Source organism: Streptomyces albidoflavus, from assembly GCF_000719955.1.
In the GTDB taxonomy this organism is placed as follows: domain Bacteria; phylum Actinomycetota; class Actinomycetes; order Streptomycetales; family Streptomycetaceae; genus Streptomyces; species Streptomyces albidoflavus.
The window spans coordinates 21,881-44,552 of sequence record NZ_JOII01000036.1 but is presented as its reverse complement, the minus strand read 5'-3'; the positions used below and the strand labels follow the sequence as shown (position 1 = coordinate 44,552).

Sequence of the window (22,672 nt, the reverse complement as noted above, 5' to 3'; positions counted from 1 at the left end):
AGTGGCGGCAGGGCAGGTCGGTTGACGCGTCCTGCCGCCGCTCTCCGGGGAGTTCGCGGGACGTCTCGGCGGGCTGGGGGTGGTGGGGTGAGGCGGGGCGGTTCGTCGGGGGTGCGGTGGTTGCGTATGCGAAGGGGGAGCAGGTGGGTCAGCGGACGGACGGGGAGATGTCGTCGGTGAGGAGGTCGCGGCAGGGGTGGTGGCGGACGGGGCGGGCCGTCAGGATGTCGTGGGCTCGGGCCTGGCTGAGACTGGTCGCGTACCAGGGGGCGTCGGGTACGGCGATCGAGCGCAGGGCGCAGGAGCGCAGGGGTTCGTCGAGGCGGTCGAGGGCCGGGACGGCGTCGGCGGAGAGACCGGCGAGGTAGCGGAGGTCGAGGGTGCGGCCGTCGCGGTGCGCGTCGAGGTTGCTCTCGGCGATCAGCTTGTCGGGCGAGGCCAGTCCGAAGGCGAGGACCGCCACCGCGCCCGAGGCGAGCACGGCGCGGGGCAGCAGCCGGGCGCCGAACACCCCGGCGGCGAGGATCAGCAGGACCACCGCGCCGAGCCACAGTTCCATGGCGACGACGGAGAGCCTGAGGCGGGTGAGCCCGTACTCGCCCATGTACAGGTCCATGCGGCGGACCGCGGAGGCGACCACGACCAGGGTGAGCAGGCAGAGCGTGCCGAGGACGGCGCGGACCAGGAGCTGGTCGCGCGGGCCCGAGCGGGGCGCGACGCGGACGGCCACCGAGATGACGGCGAGGGTCAGCACGGTGGCGAAGAGAAGCTGCCAGAACCCTTCCCGGGCGTACTCGGAGTAGGTGAGGCCGTTGCTGGCGCGGACCACGTCCTCGCCGCGCAGCAGGACGGCGGCCTGGACGGCGACGAAGGCGGCGAAGAGCAGGTCGAGGAGGACCAGCGGCAGCGCCCATTCGACGCGTCCCCGTGGGCGTCCCGGCCCGGGGCCGAGACCGTCCCAGCGGGTCGGGGCGGCGGCCGTGTGGGCGACGGCGAGCGCGGCGGCCAGCCCCAGGACGGCGAGGAAGAGTCGCCAGGGCACTCCGGATCCGCCGTCGACGTCCGGGACGAGGCTGCCGAGGAGATCGGCGAAGGCCCGGTCGGCGGCGGCGAAGAGGCCGCCGAAGACCACCAGCAGGACGACGGCGACCAGCACCGACCGCAGCAGCGGGCCGAGGTCCTTCTCCCCGCCGGCGGTCCGTTCGCGCGCCCCGCGCCAGCCCCAGACGAGCGCCCGCCGCACGGCGAGGACCGGCCCGAGGGGCGCCAGCAGCACCCCGGACCACTTCCGGCAGCCGTGCAGCGCGAGCGCGCCGAGCCCGGCCGCGGCGAGGACCGCGAGCAGCGTGGGCCACTCCGCGTCGCTCCACACCGGTACGGCGAGCAGTGCCAGCCCGCCGGCGCCCCAGCAGAGCGAGGACCGGCGCGGGCGCCGCCCTGCCTGCCGGGCGGCGAAACAGGCCCCGGCGGCGAGCGGGAGGGCGAGGATCAGGGCGTTGACGGCGAGGCCGTCGCCGAGCAGGAGCCCGCTCAGCAGGGCGGTGACGGCGGCGGCGACCAGGGTGGCGAGGCCGGGCGGGGCGGGAGGGCGGGCGCGGACCCCGTCCAGGATCGGCGGGGGCGCGTCGGGGAGCCGCTCGTAGCGGAGGCCGTCGCCGGCCTCGTCCGGGGCTTCCGGGTCATCGGGGGTGTCCGTGCTGTCCGGCGGGGCGTCGGCCGGTGTTCCGGAGGCGTCGGGGGCGTCGGGGGCGGCGTCATCGGCCTCGCCGATGGCCGGCTCGTCCGTCTTCGCGCCTGCCCGGGCCTCGGTGCGGCCGGCGGTTCCCGCCTTCACCAGGGGGGCCGGATCCGGCTGCGCGGCGGGTTCCGGTTCGCCGGGCCGGGGCTCGGGCACCCCCTGCGGCTCCGGACCCGCCGCGTCCCCGGTGCGGCGTCTCTCGTCGTTCCCCTCGACCCCGTCCGACACGGGACCCCCTCCCGGCCGGCCCGGGCAGGCCGCGTTCGGCTCCGGCGCGGGAGGCGAGGGAGGACGGGGCGTGGCGGGACCGGCGATCGTTCGTCGCTCCCGGCGTGATCGTCCGGGCGCGTGAGGGCAGGCTAGCCAGGGGCGGGACCTCGGCCCCGGCGAGCGGCGCGTTGTGGCATGACCGTGACACTTCCCGGCCGTCGGCGGCGGGTCAGCCGACCCAGGTCAGGCCGTGAGGTCACGCCGTGAGGGCCTCGTCCAGCCACGCGGGGAGCGGTTCGGTCTGCTCGGTCCACGCGGCGGGCGGCGCGGTGCCGGCCGCGGCGAGGATGCCGCCGACGATGGCGCAGGTGGTGTCGATGTCACCGCCGGCCTGGGCGGTCCGCCAGAACGTGGCCTCGTAGTCGTCGAGGCCGCGCGCCGCCGACCAGAGGGCGAAGGGCACCGTGTCGTGCGCGGTGGAGCGCCGCCCGCACCCGAGGACGGCGGCGACCGTGCCGGCGTCGCGGTAGTCGAGCATGTCGCGGGCGCGCCGCAGCCCCGCCTCGACGGCGCTGCGCGGGACCAGTTCCAGCACCCCGTCGAGCAGGGCGCGCCCGGTGGGCGGCCCGGCCGGGGAGGCGGCGAGCGCGGCGGCGGCGGCCACCGCCATGGCGCCGACGACGGCCTCCCGGTGCTGGTGGGTGGGGTAGGCGGAGATCTCCGCCTGGTGGGTGGCCTGCTCGGCGTCGCCGGCGTACCAGGCACCCAGCGGGGCGACGCGCATGGCGGCGCCGTTGCCCCAGGAGCCGTGGCCCTTGAACATGCCGACCGACAGGTCCCGCCAGTCCCCACCGGCCCTGACCTGCGCGAGGAGCCAGTCGGTGCCCCGGCCGTAGCCGCGTGCGGAGTCGTGGCGGCGGGCGAAGGCGGCGACCAGGCGGTCCTGGTCGACGCGGTGGTCGGCGGCGAGGGCGGCGACCACGGAGGAGGCCATCTCGGTGTCGTCGGTCCACCGCCAGGGCCCGTCGGGCAGTCGGCGGCGGCGCAGGAGGGGATGGCTGCCGGGGTGGGAGAACTGGGCGCCGAGGGCGTCGCCGACGGCCAGTCCGCGGAGGGAGGCCAGGGCGCGGGCGACGCGCGGGTCGGGGTTCGTGTCAGCGGTCATCGCGCTGTTCACTCTAGCCGGTGCGGCCGTACGGCTCGGGTTCCCGCCAGCGCTCGAAGGGCCGGTCGAGGCGGTAGTGGCCGTCCTCGCCCAGCTCCAGGACGCGCACCTCGCCGTTGTCCGGGTTGGAGAGCGACTCGAACTCGGCGACGGTCCAGTGGAACCAGCGCATGCAGAAGAGCCGCATGGTGAGGCCGTGGGTGACCAGCAGCACGTTGGGCGGGTGGTCGGGCGACTCGAAGCTGCGGTAGAGACTCTCCAGGAACGCCCCCACCCGGTCGTACACGTCGGCGCCGGACTCGCCCTGGGCGAACCGGTAGAAGAAGTGCCCGTACGCGTCGCGGTACGCCTTCTGGCGGCGGACGTCCTCGCGGTCCTGCCAGTTCCCCCAGTCCTGCTCGCGCAGGCGGGGCTCCTCGCGGATGCGGACGACCTGCGGGTCGAGGCCCAGGTGGGCGAGGGTCTGGTGGGTGCGGCGGTAGGGCGAGACGTAGACGCTGACGCGTTCGCGGCCGAAGAGTTCGCGCAGCCGCCCGCCCGCCTGGACGGCCTGGGCGCGGCCGGCCGCGGTGAGCGGCAGCGCGTGGTCGGGCTGGCGCTCGTACACGCTGTCGTCGGCGTTGCCCACCGATTCGCCGTGCCTCACGAGGACGATGCGTCGCGGTCGGACCATGGGCAAACCCTAGTTCGGCCGCGCCGGGCGGCGGCGGCCGGGGCGTGCGGGCGCGTCGCGGGCGGCGGCTCAGACCGTCCAGGAGGGTTCGAGGTCGACGACGGCGCCGGTCAGGGCGGCGACGTCGGCGGCGGTGCGGGCCCGCAGGGAGAGCCGCTCGATGCGCTCGGTGCGGTACTTGCCGTGCTCGGCGGCCGCCCGCCACATGGAGAGGATCAGGAACTCGTCGCCCGGTGCCTCACCGAAGAGCCCCCGGACCATGCCGGGTGATCCGGCCATCGCCGGGTTCCAGACCTTCTCCTGCATCAGGGCGAAGTTCTCGACGCGGTCGGGCCGTACCCGGCAGTGGGCGACCCGCACCACGTCCACGTCGGTGAAGCGCGGCTCGAACCCGGTCTTCACGTCGAAGCGGTGGGAGAAGAGGCGCACCCGCGCGCCCGTGAACGTCCCGGCCTGCGAGGCGGCGAGGCGGTCGTGGGAACGGGCCATGAAGGAGTCGTAGAAGGCACGGCTCTCCCAGAGGGTGAAGAGGTGGACCACGTCGGGCCGTGACCGGCTCCACCCGCCCCCCTGTCCCAGGAACCCCGGCTCCCCCGGGAGCCCCGCCCACTTGCGCTGCCCCCGCTCGAACCCCCGGCGGTCCTTCACGGTGCAACGCGTCCACTTGACCAGCACCGCGCCATCGTACGGGCCGGGGCGCCCGCGCAGGGCCCCCGCGCACGAAGCACGGGTGGCCGAACTTCCGCGCCTCGCGCATCCGTTCGCCGGCGTGGAGGCTTCCCGTCCGGGGAAGCGGGGCATAGGGATCTCCGACGCCGTGTCAGAACGGCGTGGCAGGATGGGATTTCCGGCCCTGACGAGGGCCGTCGGGGTATGTCACAGGGGGAAGGACCGCGATGAGCACGCCCAACAAGAATCTGGGGACGATCGAGATCCGGCTGAAGTGGGACCCGAGCCCGCTCGGCGAGGCCGCCCACGACCTCGACCTGATCGCGGCCGCCTTCTCCGTCGAGGACCCGCACGGCGCCCCCGACCACCTGGTCCACTTCGACGCCCGCTCCCCCGACGGCACCATCCACCTCCAGCGGGAGAGCCGCACCGGTCAGGGGCTCGGCTTCGACGAGGTGATGAGCCTGGAGTTCGAGCGGATGTCGGAGCGGCTGGACCGCATCGTCATCGGCGTCGCCATACAGCAGCGCACCGGCACCAAGACCTTCTCCGGCATCCCCGGCACGGAGGCGGAGATCGTCGAGGAGTACGACACCCTCGCCACCTACGACTTCTCGGAGGTCGGCGACGCCACGGCGGCGACCATCGCGGTCTTCCGGCGCACGGAGTCCGGCGCCTGGCAGCTGGAACGCGCCGTGCGAGGCTTCACCGACGCCGACCCGGACGCCTTCGCGCAGCTCATGGGCGGCGTCTCCGTCTGAGCCCACCACAGGGCCCCGGTCAGCCTCCGGCGGTGCCGGGGCCGCCGGGGCCGGGTCCTCGGTGAGGTCGGTGTCCAGGTCGCTGCGGGCGGTGAACCTGCCCCCGGCCGCCGATCCGCCGAGCACGGCGGCGCGGGCGGGGGCACGGCCCCGGCTCAGACCGACCGGGCGAGGCGGAACCCGAGGTCGTCGATGCGCAGTGTCGGATGGCTCTTGCGGCGGCAGGCGGCGCGGACGCCACGCGGCTCGTCCTGCCAGCCGCCGCCCCGGAAGACCCGGTACGGCCCGTAGACCCCGGGGTCGTACAGGTCCCAGCACCACTCCCAGACGTTGCCGAGCATGTCGTACAGGCCGAAGGCGTTGGGCTGCCTGGTGGCCACGGGGTGGAGGCGGCCGCCGGAGTTGCCCCGGTGGCGGGCGACGGCGTCCAGCGGTCCGTAGCGGACCTCCGGCGAACCGGCGCGGCAGGCGTACTCCCACTCGGCCTCGGTCGGCAGGCGGAAGCCGTCGGCGTCCTGGTCCCAGCGGGTGGCGCGGGCGTCCGGGTCGTCGCCGAGGCGGTAGCAGGGGCGCAGGCCCAGTGCCTGCGACAGCAGGTTGCAGTAGCGCAGGGCGTCGGCCCAGGAGACCTCGGTGACCGGGGCGTCCGGGCCTCCGGGGCCCGCCGGGACCGTGCCGGTGACCGCCTCGTACCGCTCCCGGGTGACCGGACAGGCGCCGAGTTCGAAGGCGGTCACGGCGACGGTCCGCTCGGTCTTCGCGGCCTCGTCGCGCAGGACGACCTCGCCGGCGGGCAGGAAGAGCAGGCCGTCCTGCCCGGTGTGGGACCTGGTGACTTCCCGGGTGCGCGTCATCCGCCCTTCCTACCGGCTGCGGCAGGCGGGCGGAGGCGGAACGGGGGCATCCGTTCGGGGGTGTTCCGGGGCGCGGGAGCGGCCGTGGACGGCGAAGAGGGAGCCGGCCCGTAGGTCGGCTCCCTCTCTCACGTGCAGGTCAGCGGCCCGGGCGGCCGGTGCTCAGAGGCATCGGCCGCCCGGCGTTCACCTGTCGGCTCAGCTGCACCCGCTGGTGGAGCCGCAGCCCTCGCAGATGTAGCAGGAGCCGGCGCGCTGCATCTTGGTGCCGCAGGAGAAGCAGAGCGGGGCGTCGGCGCTGATGCCGAGCTGCATCTCGACCAGTTCGGCCGAGGTGTGGGCCTGCTGCTCCGGCTTGGCCTGCGGGATCTCCGTGCCGGTCGCCGGGGCGGAGATCTCCGGGGCGGACGCGGCCGGCTCGGCCTGCTCCTCCTCGGCGGGCTCGTAGGAGCCGGTCTCCAGGTGGCGGCGGCGCTCGTCGGCGGAGTGGATGCCGAGGGCCGAGCGGGTCTCGAAGGGCAGGAAGTCCAGCGCCAGGCGGCGGAAGATGTAGTCGACGATCGACTGCGCCATCCGCACGTCCGGGTCGTCGGTCATACCGGCCGGCTCGAAGCGCATGTTGGTGAACTTCGAGACGTACGTCTCCAGCGGCACGCCGTACTGGAGGCCGACCGAGACGGCGATGGAGAAGGCGTCCATCATGCCCGCGAGGGTGGAGCCCTGCTTGGACATCTTCAGGAAGACCTCGCCGAGACCGTCGTCCGGGTAGGAGTTGGCCGTCATGTAGCCCTCGGCGCCGCCCACCGTGAAGGAGGTGGTGATGCCGGGGCGGCCCTTGGGGAGACGCTTGCGGACCGGGCGGTACTCGACGACCTTCTCCACGGCGGCGCGGATGGTCTCCTCGGCCTGCTCGGTGATCTCGGCCTTCTCCTCCTCCTTCTTCTTGGCGGAGAGGGGCTGGCCGACCTTGCAGTTGTCGCGGTAGATCGCGAGGGCCTTGACGCCGAGCTTCCATGCCTCGAAGTAGACCTCCTCGACGTCCTCGACGGTGGCGGTCTCGGGGAGGTTGACCGTCTTGGAGAGGGCGCCGGAGATCCAGGGCTGGATCGCGGCCATCATCCGGACGTGGCCCATCGCGGAGATGGAGCGCTCGCCCATGGCGCAGTCGAAGACCTCGTAGTGCTCGGGCTTGAGCGCGGGGGCGTCGATCACGTTGCCGTGCTCGGCGATGTGGGCGACGATCGCCTCGATCTGCTCCTCGGAGTAGTTCATGCGGCGCAGCGCCTGCGGCACGGTGCCGTTGACGATCTGCATGGAGCCGCCGCCGACCAGCTTCTTGAACTTGACCAGGGCGAGGTCGGGCTCCAGGCCGGTGGTGTCGCAGGACATCGCGAGACCGATGGTGCCGGTCGGGGCGATGACGGACGCCTGGGCGTTGCGGAAGCCGTTCTTCGCGCCGAGGCGCACCACGTCCTGCCACGCCTCGGTGGCGGCGGCCCAGATCGGGTTGTCCAGGTCGTCGGTGCGCACGGCCTTGGCGTTGGCGTCGGCGTGCTGCTTCATGACCCGCTGGTGCGGCTCGGCGTTGCGGGCGTACCCGTCGTACGGGCCGACCACGGCCGCCAGCTCGGCGGAGCGTCGGTAGGAGGTGCCGGTCATCAGCGAGGTGATGGCACCGGCCAGCGCGCGGCCGCCGTCGGAGTCGTAGGCGTGGCCCGTCGCCATGAGCAGGGCGCCGAGGTTGGCGTAGCCGATGCCCAGCTGGCGGAAGGCGCGGGTGTTCTCACCGATCTTCTGGGTGGGGAAGTCGGCGAAGCAGATGGAGATGTCCATCGCGGTGATGACCAGCTCGACGACCTTGGAGAACCGCTCGGACTCGAAGGACTGGTTGCCCTTGCCGTCGTCCTTGAGGAACTTCATGAGGTTGAGCGAGGCGAGGTTGCACGAGGTGTTGTCCAGGTGCATGTACTCGCTGCACGGGTTCGAGCCGTTGATGCGGCCGGACTCCGGGCAGGTGTGCCAGGCGTTGATGGTGTCGTCGTACTGGATGCCGGGGTCGGCGCAGGCCCAGGCGGCCTCGGCCATCTTGCGGAAGAGGGACTTGGCGTCGACCTCCTCGATGACCTCGCCGGTCATGCGGGCCCGCAGCCCGAAGGTGGAGCCGGACTCGACGGCCTTCATGAACTCGTCGTTCACGCGGACCGAGTTGTTGGCGTTCTGGTACTGGACGGACGTGATGTCGTCGCCGCCCAGGTCCATGTCGAAGCCCGCGTCACGCAGGGCGCGGATCTTCTCCTCCTCGCTGACCTTGGTCTGGATGAAGTCCTCGATGTCGGGGTGGTCGACGTCGAGGATGACCATCTTGGCCGCGCGGCGGGTGGCGCCACCGGACTTGATCGTTCCTGCGGAGGCGTCGGCGCCGCGCATGAAGGAGACCGGGCCGGAGGCGTTGCCGCCGGAGGAGAGCAGCTCCTTGGAGGAGCGGATGCGGGAGAGGTTCAGGCCGGCACCGGAGCCGCCCTTGAAGATCATCCCCTCTTCCTTGTACCAGTCGAGGATCGACTCCATGGAGTCGTCGACGGAGAGGATGAAGCAGGCCGAGACCTGCTGGGGCTGGGGCGTGCCGACGTTGAACCACACCGGGGAGTTGAAGCTGAAGATCTGGTGCAGCAGCGCGTAGGCCAGCTCGTGCTCGAAGATCTCCGCATCGGCGGGCGAGGCGAAGTAGTTGTTCTCCTCACCGGCCTTGCGGTACGTCTTCACGATGCGGTCGATGAGCTGCTTGAGCCCCGTCTCGCGCTGCGGGGTACCGACTGCCCCGCGGAAGTACTTGCTGGTGACGATGTTGACCGCGTTCACCGACCAGAAGTCGGGGAACTCGACGCCACGCTGCTCGAAGTTGACCGAGCCGTCGCGCCAGTTGGTCATGACGACGTCACGAAGCTCCCACTGGACCTCGTCGTACGGGTGCACGCCGGGCGTCGTGTGGATGCGCTCGATACGCAGACCCTTGGCCTTGGAACCCTTCGTACGGGAACCTCGTGCCGGGCCGCTCGCCGTCTCTGTCATGCCGCCTCCCATATGTGGGTGAAACACCCAAAAGTGCGCAGAGCTTCCCTGCAGCACGGTCTGTCTTGTCTTCCGGGCGCCGCCGCAGCGCCCGGTCACATCCTTCTTCCGCCGCCCGGGGCGACGGCCCGGCCCACTCAGTCCGTGGACGTGGCGGGGGCCGGGATTCCCGGCTCCTGCTCCTCGCCGGCCCGCGTCCCGCCGCGCTCACGCGCCCGCAGCTCGGTGATGGCGGCCTCGAAGTCGTCCAGCGAGTCGAACGCCCGGTAGACCGAGGCGAACCGCAGGTAGGCCACGAGGTCCAGCTCCTGGAGCGGGCCCAGTATGGCGAGGCCCACGTCGTGCGTGGCCAGCTCGGCGCTGCCGGTGGCGCGCAGCGCCTCCTCGACCCGCTGGCCGAGCTGCGCGAGCGCGTCCTCGGTGACCGGCCGGCCCTGGCACGCCTTGCGGACGCCGCTGATGACCTTGGCCCGGCTGAAGGGCTCGGTCACGCCGCTGCGCTTGACGACCATCAGGGAGCAGGACTCCACGGTGGTGAAGCGCCGGGAGCAGTCGGGGCACTGACGGCGACGTCTGATCGACGTTCCGTCGTCGGTGGTGCGGCTGTCCACGACACGGCTGTCGGGGTGCCTGCAGAAGGGGCAGTGCACGAGACTCCGAACCCTCCTTCACAGCACGACTCAGTGGCTCGCCGGGACCGCGTGGTCCCCTCGAAGCAGGCTCCAGCATAGGCGATGAACCACCGCCCGAATCACCGGCACCACAACTTGTGGGCTCTCTCTTCCGTCCCACCACTAGATCTGGTGTCTGGGGCGGAAGTTGCCCCTATTGGCGTGTCGCCGGGACAAGCCGCGCGAACCGCCTCCCACGGGGGCCGGCCCGCGGCCTCGCGCGGGCACGCCCCGGCCCGGCGAACCGGAGCGGTTCGCGGACGACGGGGACGGTTGTGCAGCATACGGAGCGCCCGCGCACGCGCCCGCGAAGGGGGCCGGTGAGTCCGCCGCCCGGTCCCGGATGGCAGACTGTGACCTCGCCGGGAGCGGTTCGCCCCGCCTCCGGCATCCGGCCACGGCGGTGGAGGTTACCGCACAGCCGCTCGACACGGGCCCGGCCCGGGCGGGGCACCCCGCCACGACCGGCCTCGCTCTATACACCCGAACGCCTACGCACGTCAGCTGAACTGCGGTTTTTCACTCGAACGTGTGTTTGGCGCAACCTTTCGAAAGCAACTACCGTTGGCTATCCAGGGAGTACACACCGAGAGGGGCCGACGTGACCACGACCGCAGACAGCGCCACCATCACCGCCCAGGGCCGGTCCCAGGGACGACGGGAGTCGGTGCACGCCATGAATGAGCCCGCCTCGCCCCAGGAGGGGGCGAAGCCCGCCCGCTCGCTCCCCGGACGACCTCCGGGCATCCGCGCGGACAGCTCAGGACTGACCGACCGGCAGCGCCGCGTGATCGAGGTCATCCGCGACTCGGTGCAGCGCCGCGGCTACCCGCCGTCGATGCGGGAGATCGGGCAGGCCGTCGGCCTCTCCAGCACCTCCTCGGTGGCCCACCAGCTGATGGCCCTGGAGCGCAAGGGCTTCCTCCGCCGCGACCCGCACCGCCCCCGGGCGTACGAGGTGCGCGGCTCCGACCAGCCGAGCGCGCAGCCCGCGGACACCACGGGCAAGCCCGCCGCCTCCTACGTGCCGCTGGTCGGCCGGATCGCGGCCGGCGGGCCGATCCTCGCCGAGGAGTCGGTCGAGGACGTCTTCCCCCTCCCCCGCCAGCTGGTCGGCGACGGTGAGCTCTTCGTGCTCAAGGTCGTCGGTGACTCCATGATCGAGGCGGCGATCTGCGACGGCGACTGGGTCACCGTCCGCCGCCAGCCCGTCGCGGAGAACGGCGACATCGTCGCCGCGATGCTGGACGGCGAGGCCACCGTGAAGCGGTTCAAGCGCGAGGACAACCACATCTGGCTCCTCCCGCACAACGCGGCCTACCAGCCGATCCCCGGCGACGAGGCCACCATCCTCGGCAAGGTCGTCGCGGTCCTGCGGCGGGTCTGACCCCCGCCGGTACCCCCTGGCGAGTCCCGGAACCTCTGCGCCGGTTCCGGGACTCTTCTCTGCCCGCTCCCCTTCTTCTCCGTCTCCTCTTCCCTTACTTCCCCTCCGCGCGGGCCGCCTCGTCGATCGCGGCCAGCGAGCGGCGGACCTGGTTCCGGTCGGTGGTGTACCAGAAGTCCGGCAGCGAGGCGCGGAGGTAGCTGCCGTAGCGGGCGGTGGCGAGGCGCGGGTCGAGGACGGCCACGACGCCCCGGTCCCCGGTGGCGCGGACCAGGCGGCCGGCGCCCTGCGCCATGAGCAGCGCGGAGTGGGTGGCGGCGACCGCCATGAAGCCGTTGCCCCCGGCCTCCTCCACCGCCTTCTGGCGGGCCGACATCAGCGGGTCGTCGGGGCGCGGGAACGGGATGCGGTCCATCACCACCAGCTGGCAGCTGGGCCCCGGCACGTCCACGCCCTGCCAGAGGGAGAGCGTGCCGAAGAGGCAGGTGCGGGGGTCGGCCGCGAAGTTCTTGATCAGCTCGCCCAGGGTCTCCTCGCCCTGGAGCAGGATCGGCACGTCCAGGCGCCCGCGCAGCTCCTCGGCGGCGGCGCGGGCCGCGCGCATCGAGGAGAAGAGCCCCAGGGTGCGGCCGCCGGCCGCCTCCACCAGTTCGGCCAGCTCGTCGGTCATGTCGGCGCGGGTGCCCTCGCGGCCGGGGTTGTTCAGGTGGCGGGCGACGTAGAGGATGCCCTGCTTCGGGTAGTCGAAGGGGGAGCCGACGTCGACGCCCTTCCAGACCGGGAGGTCGGCGCCGGGGGTGCCGTCGACTCCGGCGGTGCCCTCGGGGGCGAGACCCAGCGAGGCGCCGACGCCGTTGAAGTCGCCGCCGAGCTTGAGGGTGGCGGAGGTCAGGGTGACCGAGCGGTCGGCGAAGAGCTTCTCGCGCAGCAGCCCCGAGACGGAGAGCGGCGCGACCCGCAGGGAGGCGCCGAAGCGGTCGTGCCGCTCGTACCAGACCACGTCGTACTCGGAGCGCTGGGTGATGCGCTCGGCGACGGTGTGGATCGACTCGACGGAGGCGAGGGCCTGCTTGCGGACGGCGTCCTCGTCCTGCACCGACTTGTCGCGGGTGGCGCCGATGGCAGAGATCACCGTACGGGCGGCGTCGCGCAGGGCGGCCAGGGCGTACTCCAGGTCCTCCGGGATGGTCTCCAGGCGGCCCGGGAGGGCCAGCTCCATCAGCCCCTCGAAGGTCTCGGAGGCGGTCTGGAGGGCGTCGGCCGCCTTCTCGTTGACCAGCTTGGCGGCGCGGCGGACGGCGCGGTTGACCTGGCCCGGGGTCAGCTCGCCGGTGGCGACGCCGGTGACCCGGGAGACCAGTTCGTGGGCCTCGTCGACGATCAGCACCTCGTGCGAGGGGAGGATCGGGGCGCCCTCGATGGCGTCGATGGCGAGCAGGGCGTGGTTGGTGACGACCACGTCGGCGAGGCGGGCCCGCTCCTTGGCCAGCTCGGCGAAGCACTCCTGGCCGTAGGCGCAGCGGCTGGCGCCGAGGCACTCGCGGGAGGAGACGGAGACCTGCGACCAGGCGCGGTCGGAGACGCCGGGGGTCAGGTCGTCCCGGTCGCCGGTCTCCGTCTCGTCGGACCAGTCGCGCAGCCGCAGCAGGTCGGTGCCGAGCTTGCTGGTGGGGGTGGCCGCCTCGAACGGGTCGAAGAGGCCCTCTTCCTCCTCCTGCGGGACGCCCTCGTGCAGCCGGTGCAGGCAGAGGTAGTTCGACCGGCCCTTGAGCATGGCGAACTCGGGGCGGCGGCGCAGCACCGGATGGAGCGCCTCCACCGTGCGCGGCAGGTCCCGCTCGACCAGCTGGCGCTGGAGGGCCAGCGTCGCCGTGGCGACGACGACCCGCTCCCCGTGGGCCAGGGCGGGCACGAGGTAGCCGAGCGACTTACCGGTGCCGGTGCCCGCCTGGACGAGCAGATGGGAGGAGTCGTCGATGGCCGAGGCGACGGCTTCGGCCATGGCCACCTGCCCGGGCCGCTCGGTGCCGCCCACGGCGGCGACGGCGGCGTGCAGGAGCTCGGTGAGTGAGGGCTTCGTCATAGCCGCTCCAGCCTACGGTGCGCCACCGACAGCCCCGTCCCGTTCCGCCGCCCGGCCGCGCGTACGCCCCCGGCGCGCGCCCCTGCTCATTCCGGTGTGAGGGGGTGCGGCGGCTCCGCGTGCAGGGGGTTGGGGACCGTGCCGTGGACGGCGGCGTGCGGGCGGGCGGCGCGGTCCCGGTAGCCGTCGAGGTGGAGCCGGTTGCGGTTGAGGCAGAGCCGCTCGATCTCGGGGGCGAAGAGGTCGAAGAGCTCGTACCGCTCCTTGAGGTGGGGGAAGCGCGTCTGGTGGCGGACGATCTCGGCGCGGACCAGCTGCCAGAAGTCGTTCTCGGGGACGTCGAGCTGGGTGGCGCAGAGCGGTGCCAGGTAGCGGAAGACGCCGATGAACAGGCCGGAGTGGATGAACTGCGGCAGGAAGTCCGGGGTCTCGGTCAGCAGGACCTCGCGGACCGCCTCGGGCATCTCCGCGTGCTCGGGGAGCGGCTCGGAGCTGATGTTGACGTCGTCGACGAAGTCCTTGACCGCGAGCCGGGTGGGGATGTCGTGCTCGTCGAAGACGACGATGGCGTTCTCCCCGTGCGGCGAGAAGACGGTGCCGTACTGGTGGAGGAAGTGCAGCAGCGGCGGGAGCAGGGCGGCGAAGAGGTGGCGCAGCCAGTCGCGGGGGGCGAGGCCGGAGCGGGCGACGAGTTCGGCGGTGAAGGCGCGGCCGTCGCGGTCGGTGTGGATCAGGGAGGCGAGGGTGCGGGCGCGCTCCCCCGGGTCGAGGTGGCCGGCGAGCGGCTCACGCCAGATGGCGCCCAGCAACTCCTTGAACTGGTACGGGACTTCCGGCAGCCGGTCGTAGACGGGGTGGAGGACGGTGACGGAGGCGACCTCGCCGAGGAGGATGACGCGGCACTCGTCGCGCAGGTAGGGGTCCTGGTCGCGCAGGCGGTGGACCCAGTGGGTGACGGCCGGGGCGGCGAGGGTGCGTTCGGTCGGCAGGCCGCGCCAGACGAGGGTGTTGAGGATGGAGAGCGGGAGTTTGACGGTGCGGCGGTGGGGGTGGCTGAGGTTGAGGAAGGTGCGGATGGACTGCTGGGGAAGCCGCTCGTCGGGGTCGGCGGTGAGCGGCACGATGCGCCCGTCGGCGACGGCCGGGGCGAAGAGCGGCACCACCGTGTCGTCCCACTGCCAGGGGTGGACGGGCAGGCAGAGGTAGGCGTCCGGGTCCAGGCCGCGCTCGCGCAGGGTGGCGGCGAAGAGTTCGCGGGTCGCCTCGTCCAGTTCCTCCTCGTAGAGCCGGTCGGCGTCGAGTCCGGGGATGCCCCGGTAGGCGGCGAGGGAGGTGTGGACGGCGATCCAGGGCAGCCGCGCCGGACGGCGGGCCTCCGGCGCCCACCGCGCGCTGTCCTCGGCCGAGAAACCGATTCGCCCCTTGTTGAGGACGAGCCAGGGGTGCCCGGTCTGGTGGCCTTCGAGAGCGGCGTAGTCGAGGCCGGCCAGTTCGGCGGCGGTCAGCGCGGTCGCGTCGAGGCGGGTGTCGGCGGCGAGGGTGCGGGTGAGTTCGCGCAGGACGTGGCCGAGCGTGTCGCCGTCGAGCCCCAGCAGCGGCCTGGCCCGCACCAGGAAGTCCAGCGGATCACCGAACGGCCCCGGCTCGCCCCCGCCCTCGGCGAGCGTGACGCTCTCCGCCTCGACCTGCCAGTGCCCGTACGCCCAGCGGCGCGCCCGGAACCGCAGTTCGGCCTCGCCGGGGCCGCCGAGCGGCAGGGCGTACGCGGCGCCGCCGGGTCCGGGCGGGGTCAGCGGGTGGGGCTCGATGATCTCCTCGTAGGCGAACTCGCCGAGCATCTTGGCCAGCAGCCGTCGCTCAGCCCGCCGCCAGGCGTCGGCGGTCAGTTCGGGCGGGGCGTGGAGGGCGTGGCCTTCGGGCCGGGGCTGGTCTGCGGGGGAATGCGGCACGGGGACTCCTCGGTAGGGAACCGGATCGGAACGGCCGGACGTCGCTCGCCGACGCCCGGAGCGGAACGGTCGCAGTGATCGGGCCACGAGGGAACAGGGCCCGGCGCACGACCCACGGCCGCACGCGGGGGCGTACGCCCCCTTGGGAAGCAGCCGGTCGGGGGCTGGGTTCGGTGGGGGCACGCGGGTGAGGGGCGCGTCCAGGGGCGTGCGCGAGGCCCGGGGTGGGGTGCGGTCCCGGCGTCCCGGACCCGGGCTCGGACGCGTGGTGGAACCGGTGGCCGGGGGCGGCAGTTGCCCGCGTGCCGTTCGGTCCGTGCCCTCGGGGAGCACCGGCGTCCCACCGGCGCGGGGAGGCACGCTGTCGCAGCGGCGTAGGGCGCGGCCTGGCCGCGCCGGGGTGGGTGAGGCGGGATGGGCCCGGAGTGAGGGACCGCGCGTTGCGGTCCCCTGCCCCGCGGTCACCGGCGTGCGGGTGCCGGTTCCGTCGGGGTGGTTCTCCTGCGGACCATCAGGGCCGCGCGCTTGTCCGGGAGGTCGATCTCGGCGTCGAGGTGGAAGCCGGCGCGGCGGAAGGCGGCGACCGAGGGGGCGTTGCGGACGTCGGGTTCGGCGACGACGCGGGCGCAGCGGGGGCGGTGGGCGAGGACCAGGCAGGTGACCGCGCGGAGCAGGGCGGTGCCCAGGCCCCGGCCCCGGTCGGCGGCGCCGCCCAGCAGCAGGTGGACGCCGGTGTCGTGAGGCCGGGCCGGGTAGTGGCGGGCCAGCGGGTCGAGGTCGGCGCGGTACAGCTCCCAGTAGCTCATCGGGCGCCCGTCGAGGAGGCCGAGGCAGGGGACGCTGCGTCCGTCGCCGGAGAGCTGGGCGTGGACGTGGGCCGCGGTGGTCGCGGGGGGCCCGGCCAGTTCCCAGAAGGCGGCGACTGCCGGGTCGTTCATCCAGGCGGTGAGGAGGGCGAGGTCGTCGCCTGGGGTGAGGGGGGCGAGCCGGAATATGCCGAACGGGGTGGCGGCGGGGGCCCACCGGCCGACCCGGTCGAGCAGGGTCCCCCCGTCGCCGCCGGGCCCGGCGGGAGCCTCGGCGGCGGTGTCGGGGGCCTCGGTGTCCCGGGCCGCCCCCGCCCCGGCGGAGCCCGGCGGCCCGGCCTGGCCGTGGTCCCGCCGGGCGGGCGCGGGCGCGGGCACGCCGGGGCGGGCCCCGGCGGTGGGGGCGGCGGGTCCGTGGGGCGGGGTGGCGGCTGGGGGCACGCGGGGCTCCTTCCGGGCGGGGGTACTCAGGCCCCGGCGGTGTGCAGCGGGTTGGCGATCGTGACGTAGACGGACTGGGTGTCGACCGGTCCGACCAGTTCGTCCAGGCCGTGCAGGCGGGTGAGGAGGTTGGCCTTGCAGCGCAGGACCGGGGAGTCCAGGAGCAGGCCGGGCAGCGGGGAGACGGGGCCGGGGCGGGCGGCCTCCTCGGCGAGGAAGCGGCGCAGCACGGTCAGCAGCAGCCGCTCGTCGGCGAGGCGCTGGGAGCCGAAGGCCCCGATCAGGCCGAGGATGTTGTTGATGCCGAGGTAGTAGGCGAACCGCTCGTCGGTGACGGCGTCGGCGACGAAGGTGTCGCTGGCCTCGCCCGCGCCGGGCAGCCGGGCCTGGAGGGCGTCGCGGTGCGAGGTGCGGAAGTAGTAGCCCTGGTTGTCGCGGTAGCGGCCGCCGGTGGGCCAGCCGTCGGCGTCGAGGAGGACCAGGGTGTTCTGCTGGTGGGCCTCCAGGGCGATCCCGGCGTGGCCGTCGAGCCAGAGCACGGGGGCGACGACCCGCTTGAGGTAGCGGGCGAACCACTCGGTGGAGACGGCGCCGCGGGTGCGGCCCTCGCGTCCGGCGATCCGGGTGACGAGTTCGCCGAGGCGGGAGCGCATCCCGAGGCGGCCGCCGGTGCGGGCGTCGCCTGCGGGGCGGGGCGAGACCAGTCCGGCGACGCAGGTCACGTCGTCGTCCGGGGTGAAGGGGTTGTCCCGGATCATCACGTCGAGGCCGGTGACGGGGGTGCCGTCGGGCCCGTCGACGGCGAGCCACGCCGGGTCGCGCACGATGTCGAAGCCGGGGTGGGCCTCCTGCCAGCGCGCGCCGAGCCCGGTCCGCAGCAGCCGGTGCACCTCGGCGCCCCGGGCCAGTTCCTTGCGGAGGTTCTCCCGGCGGGAGTTGGTGATGCGCAGGCCGAGCGAGAGCTTGAGCATGGCGGGGGCGCCCGGGCGGTAGACGGTGCGCACCGAGGAGGTGGGGTACCAGGGTTCGCCGCACGGGCCGAGGTCGCGCAGGGCGCCGGCGTCGAGGAGGGCGGCGGCCTCGGGGCGGCGGCGCAGTTCGCGGATCTGCCAGGGGTGGACGGGCAGGGCGGCGGTGCCCTCGGGCAGCCGCAGGCCGGGCCCGGCGAGGCGCGCGGTGAGCTGTTCGGCGGGGACGGGGGCGCCGTCCTCGTGCCAGGCGGAGTCCTGGGCGAGGACCGAACGGTCGACGGCGAGCCAGTGCAGCGGGAACGATCCGCCCAGCTCCGGCGAGTAGGCGCGGGACTCGGCCTCGGTCAGCCCCTCGCGGCTCTTGGGGGTGGGGTGCAGCGGGTGGCCGAGGACGAGGGACTGTTCGGCGGCGAGGAAGCGGTCCGGCTCCTCCTGGGCCCGGGCGCGGCGCTCGGCGAGGAAGAGGGCGGTGCGCCGGGCGGAGTCGCCGACCCGCTCCAGCAGGTCCCCGTCGTGGGCCTCGGTGGCCGACTCGCGCTCCAGGAGTTCGGCGACGGCGGCCACGTCGAGCAGCGGCGAGGCCCCGGCGGGGGCGTCCTCGCGCACCGGCGGCCCGAACCGGTGCCAGCCCGCGAGCGACCAGTGCCGGACCGGGACGAGCAGCGCGGTGCCGCTGGCGGGCAGCGGGACGCGGAGCACCCCGTGGGTGGGGGCGGGCGGGGAGGTCTCGCGGACCCAGCAGCGCAGCAGGCTCTCCAGCGCGGCGGCCTCGGCGGCGATCCGGGCGTCGGGGTGTTCGAGCAGGTCGGTGCCGCCGCCGGGGAACCGGAGGGTCCCGACGCCGCCGGGCTGGCGGGGTACGGTCGCCCCGTCGGCCGGGATCTCGCGCGTGGCGGAGGTGCCGCGCGGGGAGGAGTGGCGGCCGCCGTCGGGTGCGGGGGTGACGTTCAAGAGTGCTTCCTTGGGGCGTGGAGCGGATTCCGTGCGCCGGCCGGCTCAGCGGGGGCGGCACCGGGTGGGGTCATCCGGGGAAGTCCCTGGCCGCAGCCGTGAGGGCGTCGGTCAGGCGGTCGAGCACCGCGTCGGCCTGCTCGTCGGTGAGGGTCAGCGGCGGCAGCAGGCGGACGACGGCACTGCGGCGTCCGCCCAGCTCGACGATGAGGCCCCGGTCCAGGCACGCGCGCTGCACGGCGGTGGCGATCCGGGGAGCGGGGGGTGGCGGCGTACCGGCGGGGGTGTCGGCGGCGGGGTCGACCAGTTCGACGCCGATCATCAGGCCGCGGCCGCGCACGTCGCCGACGAAGGGGTGCCCGGCGGCGAACTCCCGCAGCCGGCCGAGCATGCGGGCGCCGAGGGTGTCCGCGCGGTCGGCCAGGCCGTTCTCCCGGACGTGGGCGAGGGTGGCGGCGCCGGCGGCCATGGCGAGCTGGTTGCCGCGGAAGGTGCCGGCGTGGGCGCCGGGCCGCCAGACGTCGAGGTCGTCGCGGTAGACGAGGACGGCGAGCGGGAGGCTGCCGCCGATGGCCTTGGAGAGGACCATCACGTCCGGGACGATCCCGCTGTGGTCGACGCCCCAGAACCGTCCGGTGCGTCCCACCCCGGTCTGCACCTCGTCGGCGATCAGCGGGATCGAGCGGTCCTCGGTGAGCTTCCGAATGCGGCGGAGCCAGGCGTCGGGCGCCGGGTTGACGCCGCCTTCGCCCTGCACCGGCTCGACCAGCAGGCAGGAGGCCTCGGGGACGCCGGACTTGGTGTCGTCGAGCAGCGACTCGGTCCAGCGGGCGGCGAGTTCGGCGCCCTGCTCACCGCCGACACCGAAGGGGCAGCGGTACTCCTGCGGGAACGGCAGCCGGGTGACGCGCCCTTCACGCCCGCCGCCGGAGGCGGCCAGGGCCCCGGCGGTCATGCCGTGGTACGCGCCGGTGAAGGCGAGGACGCCGGAGCGGCCGGTGGCGGTACGGGTCAGTGTCAGCGCGGCCTCGACGGCGTCGGTGCCGGCCGGGCCGCAGAACTGGATGCGGGCGCGTGCGGCGAGGGCCGGAGGCAGGGTCGCGAACAGTTCGGTGGTGAAGGCGTCCTTGACCGGGGTGGCGAGGTCGAGCACGTGGAGCGGGGCGCCGGAGTCGAGGACCTTGCGGATGGCTTCGAGGACCACCGGGTGGTTGTGGCCGAGAGCGAGGGTGCCGGCGCCGGAGAGGCAGTCGAGGTAGCGGCGGCCGTCGGCGCCCTCGATCGTCACGCCGCGGGCGCGGACGGGGACGATGGGCAGGGAGCGCGCGTAGGTGCGCGCGGCCGACTCGCGGGACGCCTGGCGGCGCAGGATGCCCAGGTGCGCGGTGGTCGCGGTGGCGGGCGCCTGGGCTTGCTCGGTCACGGCCACAGGTGTGGTTCCTCCCGTGGTAGCAGGTGCGTCGTGCGGTGGTTCCGCGCACGGCGCGGGCCCCCCGCACCTACCAACGACCGTGCGGCGAAAGGAACACGGGCGCGGAGAAGATCCTTCGGCCGCGCCCCCGGGCGGCGGTCCCGTGACGGAACCGTTGCCGCCCCGTGGATCGTCCCCCAGAGCACCCGCATAGTCTGGGGGGCCACAACCCGCCGCCCACGAGGGCGGATTCACGTCCGAATCCAGGGGGAATCCGACATGCGACCCATACGCCCACTTCGTCCCGGACGCCGGAGGGGAGCGCGCGGCCGGTCCGGTGCGGTTTCCGCGGTGGCCCTGTGCGCGGCGCTGGCCCTGACCGCGACCGCCTGCGGGCCCGAGGAGGACAACGCCGGGGGTGACCCGTCGGCCTCGGCCTCCGCGGAGTCCGACGGCAAGATCCGCATCCCGGACAGTCTCAAGGACCGGCTCAAGGAGCACGGCCTCGACCTGGACGAGTGGAAGGACGGCGCCTGGAAGGACTGGTCGCGCGACGACTGGCTGCGCGAGGCCGAGGACTTCATCAACCCGGTCATCGCGGACCTGTGGGACCCGGACCGGATGCGTGAGGCGGACGACCCGACCGAGCAGGAGGTCGACGAGGAGGACATCTCCGGCGACCAGGGTGTGACCGACCCGACGCCGCAGCCGGTGGACGCCGCCTCGGTCCCCGCCAAGTACCACGACCAGGCGCCGGAGGCGGGCAAGCTCCTCTTCGACGGCCCCAAGGGCTCGATGGTCTGCTCGGCCACCGTCATCGCCGACCCGGCCAACCCGGGCAAGTCCAACCTGGTGTGGACCGCCGGGCACTGCGTCCACGCGGGCAAGGAGGGCGGCTGGTACCGGAACATCATCTTCGTCCCCTCCTACAACGACGGCGCGCTCTCCACCGAGCAGCTCCAGAGCGCCACACAGGAGCAGGTCGCCCCGTACGGCGTCTGGTGGAGCGACTGGGCGCAGACCTCGGACCAGTGGATCGAGCAGGGCGGCCAGACCGGCGGCGACGGCGCCTCGTACGACTTCGCGGTGCTGCACGTGACCCCGCAGGACGGCGGGGGCAAGTCGCTGGAGGAGACCGTCGGTTCGGCGCTCCCGGTGAACTTCAACGCGCCGGCCGCGGACAAGATCGCCTCGATGACGGCGACCGGGTACCCGGCGGCGCCGCCCTTCGACGGCCAGAAGATGTTCCAGTGCCAGGACGAGCCGGGCCGGCTCTCGGTGACCAAGGACGACCCGACGATGCACCGGATCGGCTGCACCATGACGGGCGGCTCGTCGGGCGGCGGCTGGGTCGCCGAGGGGGCCGACGGCAAGCCGGCGCTGGTCTCCAACACCTCCATCGGCCCGGTGAACGCCGGATGGCTGGCCGGTCCCCGGCTGGGCAAGGAGGCCGAGGGCATCTACACGGCGGTCAGCAAGAAGTTCGCCGACAAGTGATGTCCGGGCGCCCGGGGAACTCCCCCGGGCGCCCGCCCGCTCCGGGCCCGCCCCCGTACGCGTGACGGCGGCTCCCCCGGAGCCACACATGACACGCACATGACATCTGCCACCACCGGGGAGCCGCTCCCCGCCGCACACGGGGGTACCACCACACCATGCGTTCCCTGCGCGGGCCGTCGCGCCCGCTGCTCGCCGCCGCCTCCCTCACCGCCGCGCTCGCCCTGACCCTGACCGCCTGCGGCGGCGGGACACCGGCCGCCGACCCGAAGCCCTCCGCCGGCGGGCAGGAGTCGGGGGCAGCCGAGGAGGGCGGCAAGGAGTCCGGCGACCGCGCCCAGGCCGCCAAGGACCTCGCCGACCGGCTGAAGAAGCACGGCATCGACGCCGAGCAGTGGAAGGACGGCGCCTGGAAGGACTGGTCGCGCGACGACTGGCTGCGCGAGGCGAAGGACTTCGTCAACCCGGTGATCCAGGGGCTGTGGAAGCCCGAGCGGATGCGCGGCGCCGAGGACCCCGGCAAGACCGTCACCACCAAGGACACCACCGCCGACCAGGGGCAGACCGACCCCGCCCCGCGCGCCGTCCCCGCCGAGCGCGAGAAGACGCCGTACCACGACCACGCGGCCCCCGTCGGCAAGGTCTTCTTCGACGCCCCCGCCGGGTCGATGGTCTGCTCGGCCACCGTCGTCAAGGACCCCCGCAACCCCGGGAAGTCCAACCTCGTCTGGACCGCGGGGCACTGCGTCCACGCCGGCGCCGAGGGCGGCTGGTACCGCAACATCGCCTTCGTCCCCTCCTACAACGACCTCGGCAAGGACGCGTCCGGCCTCGCCGCCGCCGCGCCCCACGAATCCGCCCCGTACGGCACCTGGTGGGCCGACTGGGCCGCGACCTCCAACGAGTGGATCGGCCAGGGCGCCGGATCGGGCGGCGCGGGCGCCCCGTACGACTACGCGGTGCTGCACGTGAAGCCGGAGAGCGGCGGCAAGTCGCTGGAGGAGACCGTCGGCAACGCCCTGGAGGTCGACTTCCGCGCACCCGGCACGGAGCGGATCGGCACGCTGGGCGCCTGGGGGTACCCGGCGGGGCCGCCCTACGACGGGCTGCTGATGCACCGGTGCGCCGACCGGCCCGGGCGCCTCTCGCTCGCGCCCGGACAGCCGACGATGTACCGCATCGGCTGCACGATGACCGGCGGCTCCTCCGGCGGCGGCTGGTTCCGGCAGGAGGGGAAGAAGAGCCTGCTGGTCTCCAACACCTCCATCGGCCCGGCCGACAACACCTGGCTCGCCGGCCCGCAGCTGGGCCGCCAGGCCGAGCGGCTCTTCGACATGATGAGCCAGAAGTACGGCGGCGGCTGACC

At 73.9% G+C, this 22,672-nt stretch carries 15 protein-coding genes and 1 pseudogene; 4 read left to right on the top strand and 12 right to left on the bottom strand.

Annotated elements, in window-relative coordinates:
* Window positions 1–148 precede the first annotated feature (148 nt).
* The 4 genes from IF45_RS0126705 to IF45_RS0126690 form a co-directional block, all read right to left on the bottom strand.
* Window positions 149–1,966, bottom strand: a complete 1,818-nt coding sequence (locus tag IF45_RS0126705; RefSeq protein ID WP_030310005.1) for a DUF4153 domain-containing protein — start codon at window positions 1,964–1,966, stop codon at window positions 149–151.
* 238 nt (window positions 1,967–2,204) lie between these two features.
* Window positions 2,205–3,113, bottom strand: coding sequence for an ADP-ribosylglycohydrolase family protein (locus IF45_RS0126700; RefSeq protein WP_030310004.1), 909 nt, complete (start codon window positions 3,111–3,113; stop codon window positions 2,205–2,207).
* A gap of 13 nt (window positions 3,114–3,126) precedes the next feature.
* Window positions 3,127–3,786, bottom strand: a complete 660-nt coding sequence (locus tag IF45_RS0126695) for a histidine phosphatase family protein (RefSeq protein WP_008410822.1) — start codon at window positions 3,784–3,786, stop codon at window positions 3,127–3,129.
* A gap of 69 nt (window positions 3,787–3,855) precedes the next feature.
* Window positions 3,856–4,461 (bottom strand): YdbC family protein, encoded by a 606-nt coding sequence (locus IF45_RS0126690; protein ID WP_015506987.1) that lies wholly within the window; start codon window positions 4,459–4,461, stop codon window positions 3,856–3,858.
* A 218-nt stretch (window positions 4,462–4,679) separates the two neighbouring features.
* Here IF45_RS0126690 and IF45_RS0126685 point away from each other — a divergent pair.
* A pseudogene (locus IF45_RS0126685) lies at window positions 4,680–5,216 on the top strand (TerD family protein); the annotation flags it as partial.
* Window positions 5,217–5,371: 155 nt separating this feature from the next.
* On the opposite strand, the gene IF45_RS0126680 reads toward IF45_RS0126685, so the two are convergent.
* The 3 genes from IF45_RS0126680 to nrdR form a co-directional block, all read right to left on the bottom strand.
* Entirely contained in the window at window positions 5,372–6,070 is a 699-nt protein-coding gene (locus tag IF45_RS0126680) for a formylglycine-generating enzyme family protein (RefSeq protein WP_030310001.1), read from the bottom strand.
* 198 nt (window positions 6,071–6,268) lie between these two features.
* Window positions 6,269–9,139 carry a vitamin B12-dependent ribonucleotide reductase gene (locus tag IF45_RS0126675; protein WP_008410831.1) on the bottom strand — a complete coding sequence of 957 codons (2,871 nt, stop codon included), beginning with the start codon at window positions 9,137–9,139 and terminating at the stop codon, window positions 6,269–6,271.
* A gap of 137 nt (window positions 9,140–9,276) precedes the next feature.
* Window positions 9,277–9,789, bottom strand: a complete 513-nt coding sequence (gene nrdR / locus IF45_RS0126670) for a transcriptional regulator NrdR (protein ID WP_003951283.1) — start codon at window positions 9,787–9,789, stop codon at window positions 9,277–9,279.
* Between the two features lie 622 nt (window positions 9,790–10,411).
* On the opposite strand from nrdR, the gene lexA reads away from it, so the two are divergent.
* A complete protein-coding gene (gene lexA / locus IF45_RS0126665; RefSeq protein WP_003951282.1) occupies window positions 10,412–11,197 on the top strand; it encodes a transcriptional repressor LexA in 786 nt (261 codons plus the stop codon).
* A 94-nt stretch (window positions 11,198–11,291) separates the two neighbouring features.
* Here lexA and IF45_RS0126660 read toward each other — a convergent pair whose 3' ends face one another.
* The 5 genes from IF45_RS0126660 to IF45_RS0126640 form a co-directional block, all read right to left on the bottom strand.
* Entirely contained in the window at window positions 11,292–13,280 is a 1,989-nt protein-coding gene (locus IF45_RS0126660; RefSeq protein WP_003951281.1) for an ATP-dependent DNA helicase, read from the bottom strand.
* Window positions 13,281–13,366: 86 nt separating this feature from the next.
* A complete protein-coding gene (locus IF45_RS0126655) occupies window positions 13,367–15,229 on the bottom strand; it encodes an IucA/IucC family protein (RefSeq protein WP_030310000.1) in 1,863 nt (620 codons plus the stop codon).
* Between the two features lie 461 nt (window positions 15,230–15,690).
* Window positions 15,691–16,476, bottom strand: coding sequence for a GNAT family N-acetyltransferase (locus IF45_RS0126650; protein ID WP_030309999.1), 786 nt, complete (start codon window positions 16,474–16,476; stop codon window positions 15,691–15,693).
* A 26-nt stretch (window positions 16,477–16,502) separates the two neighbouring features.
* Entirely contained in the window at window positions 16,503–18,398 is a 1,896-nt protein-coding gene (locus IF45_RS0126645) for an IucA/IucC family protein (RefSeq protein ID WP_030309996.1), read from the bottom strand.
* 70 nt (window positions 18,399–18,468) lie between these two features.
* Window positions 18,469–19,827 carry a diaminobutyrate--2-oxoglutarate transaminase family protein gene (locus tag IF45_RS0126640; RefSeq protein WP_015506991.1) on the bottom strand — a complete coding sequence of 453 codons (1,359 nt, stop codon included), beginning with the start codon at window positions 19,825–19,827 and terminating at the stop codon, window positions 18,469–18,471.
* Between the two features lie 261 nt (window positions 19,828–20,088).
* Here IF45_RS0126640 and IF45_RS0126635 point away from each other — a divergent pair, with 261 nt between their 5' ends.
* Together IF45_RS0126635 and IF45_RS0126630 are read left to right on the top strand one after the other, a co-directional pair.
* Window positions 20,089–21,306 (top strand): trypsin-like serine peptidase, encoded by a 1,218-nt coding sequence (locus tag IF45_RS0126635; protein WP_051720742.1) that lies wholly within the window; start codon window positions 20,089–20,091, stop codon window positions 21,304–21,306.
* Window positions 21,307–21,464: 158 nt separating this feature from the next.
* A complete protein-coding gene (locus IF45_RS0126630; protein WP_030309992.1) occupies window positions 21,465–22,670 on the top strand; it encodes a trypsin-like serine peptidase in 1,206 nt (401 codons plus the stop codon).
* Window positions 22,671–22,672: the final 2 nt, after the last annotated feature.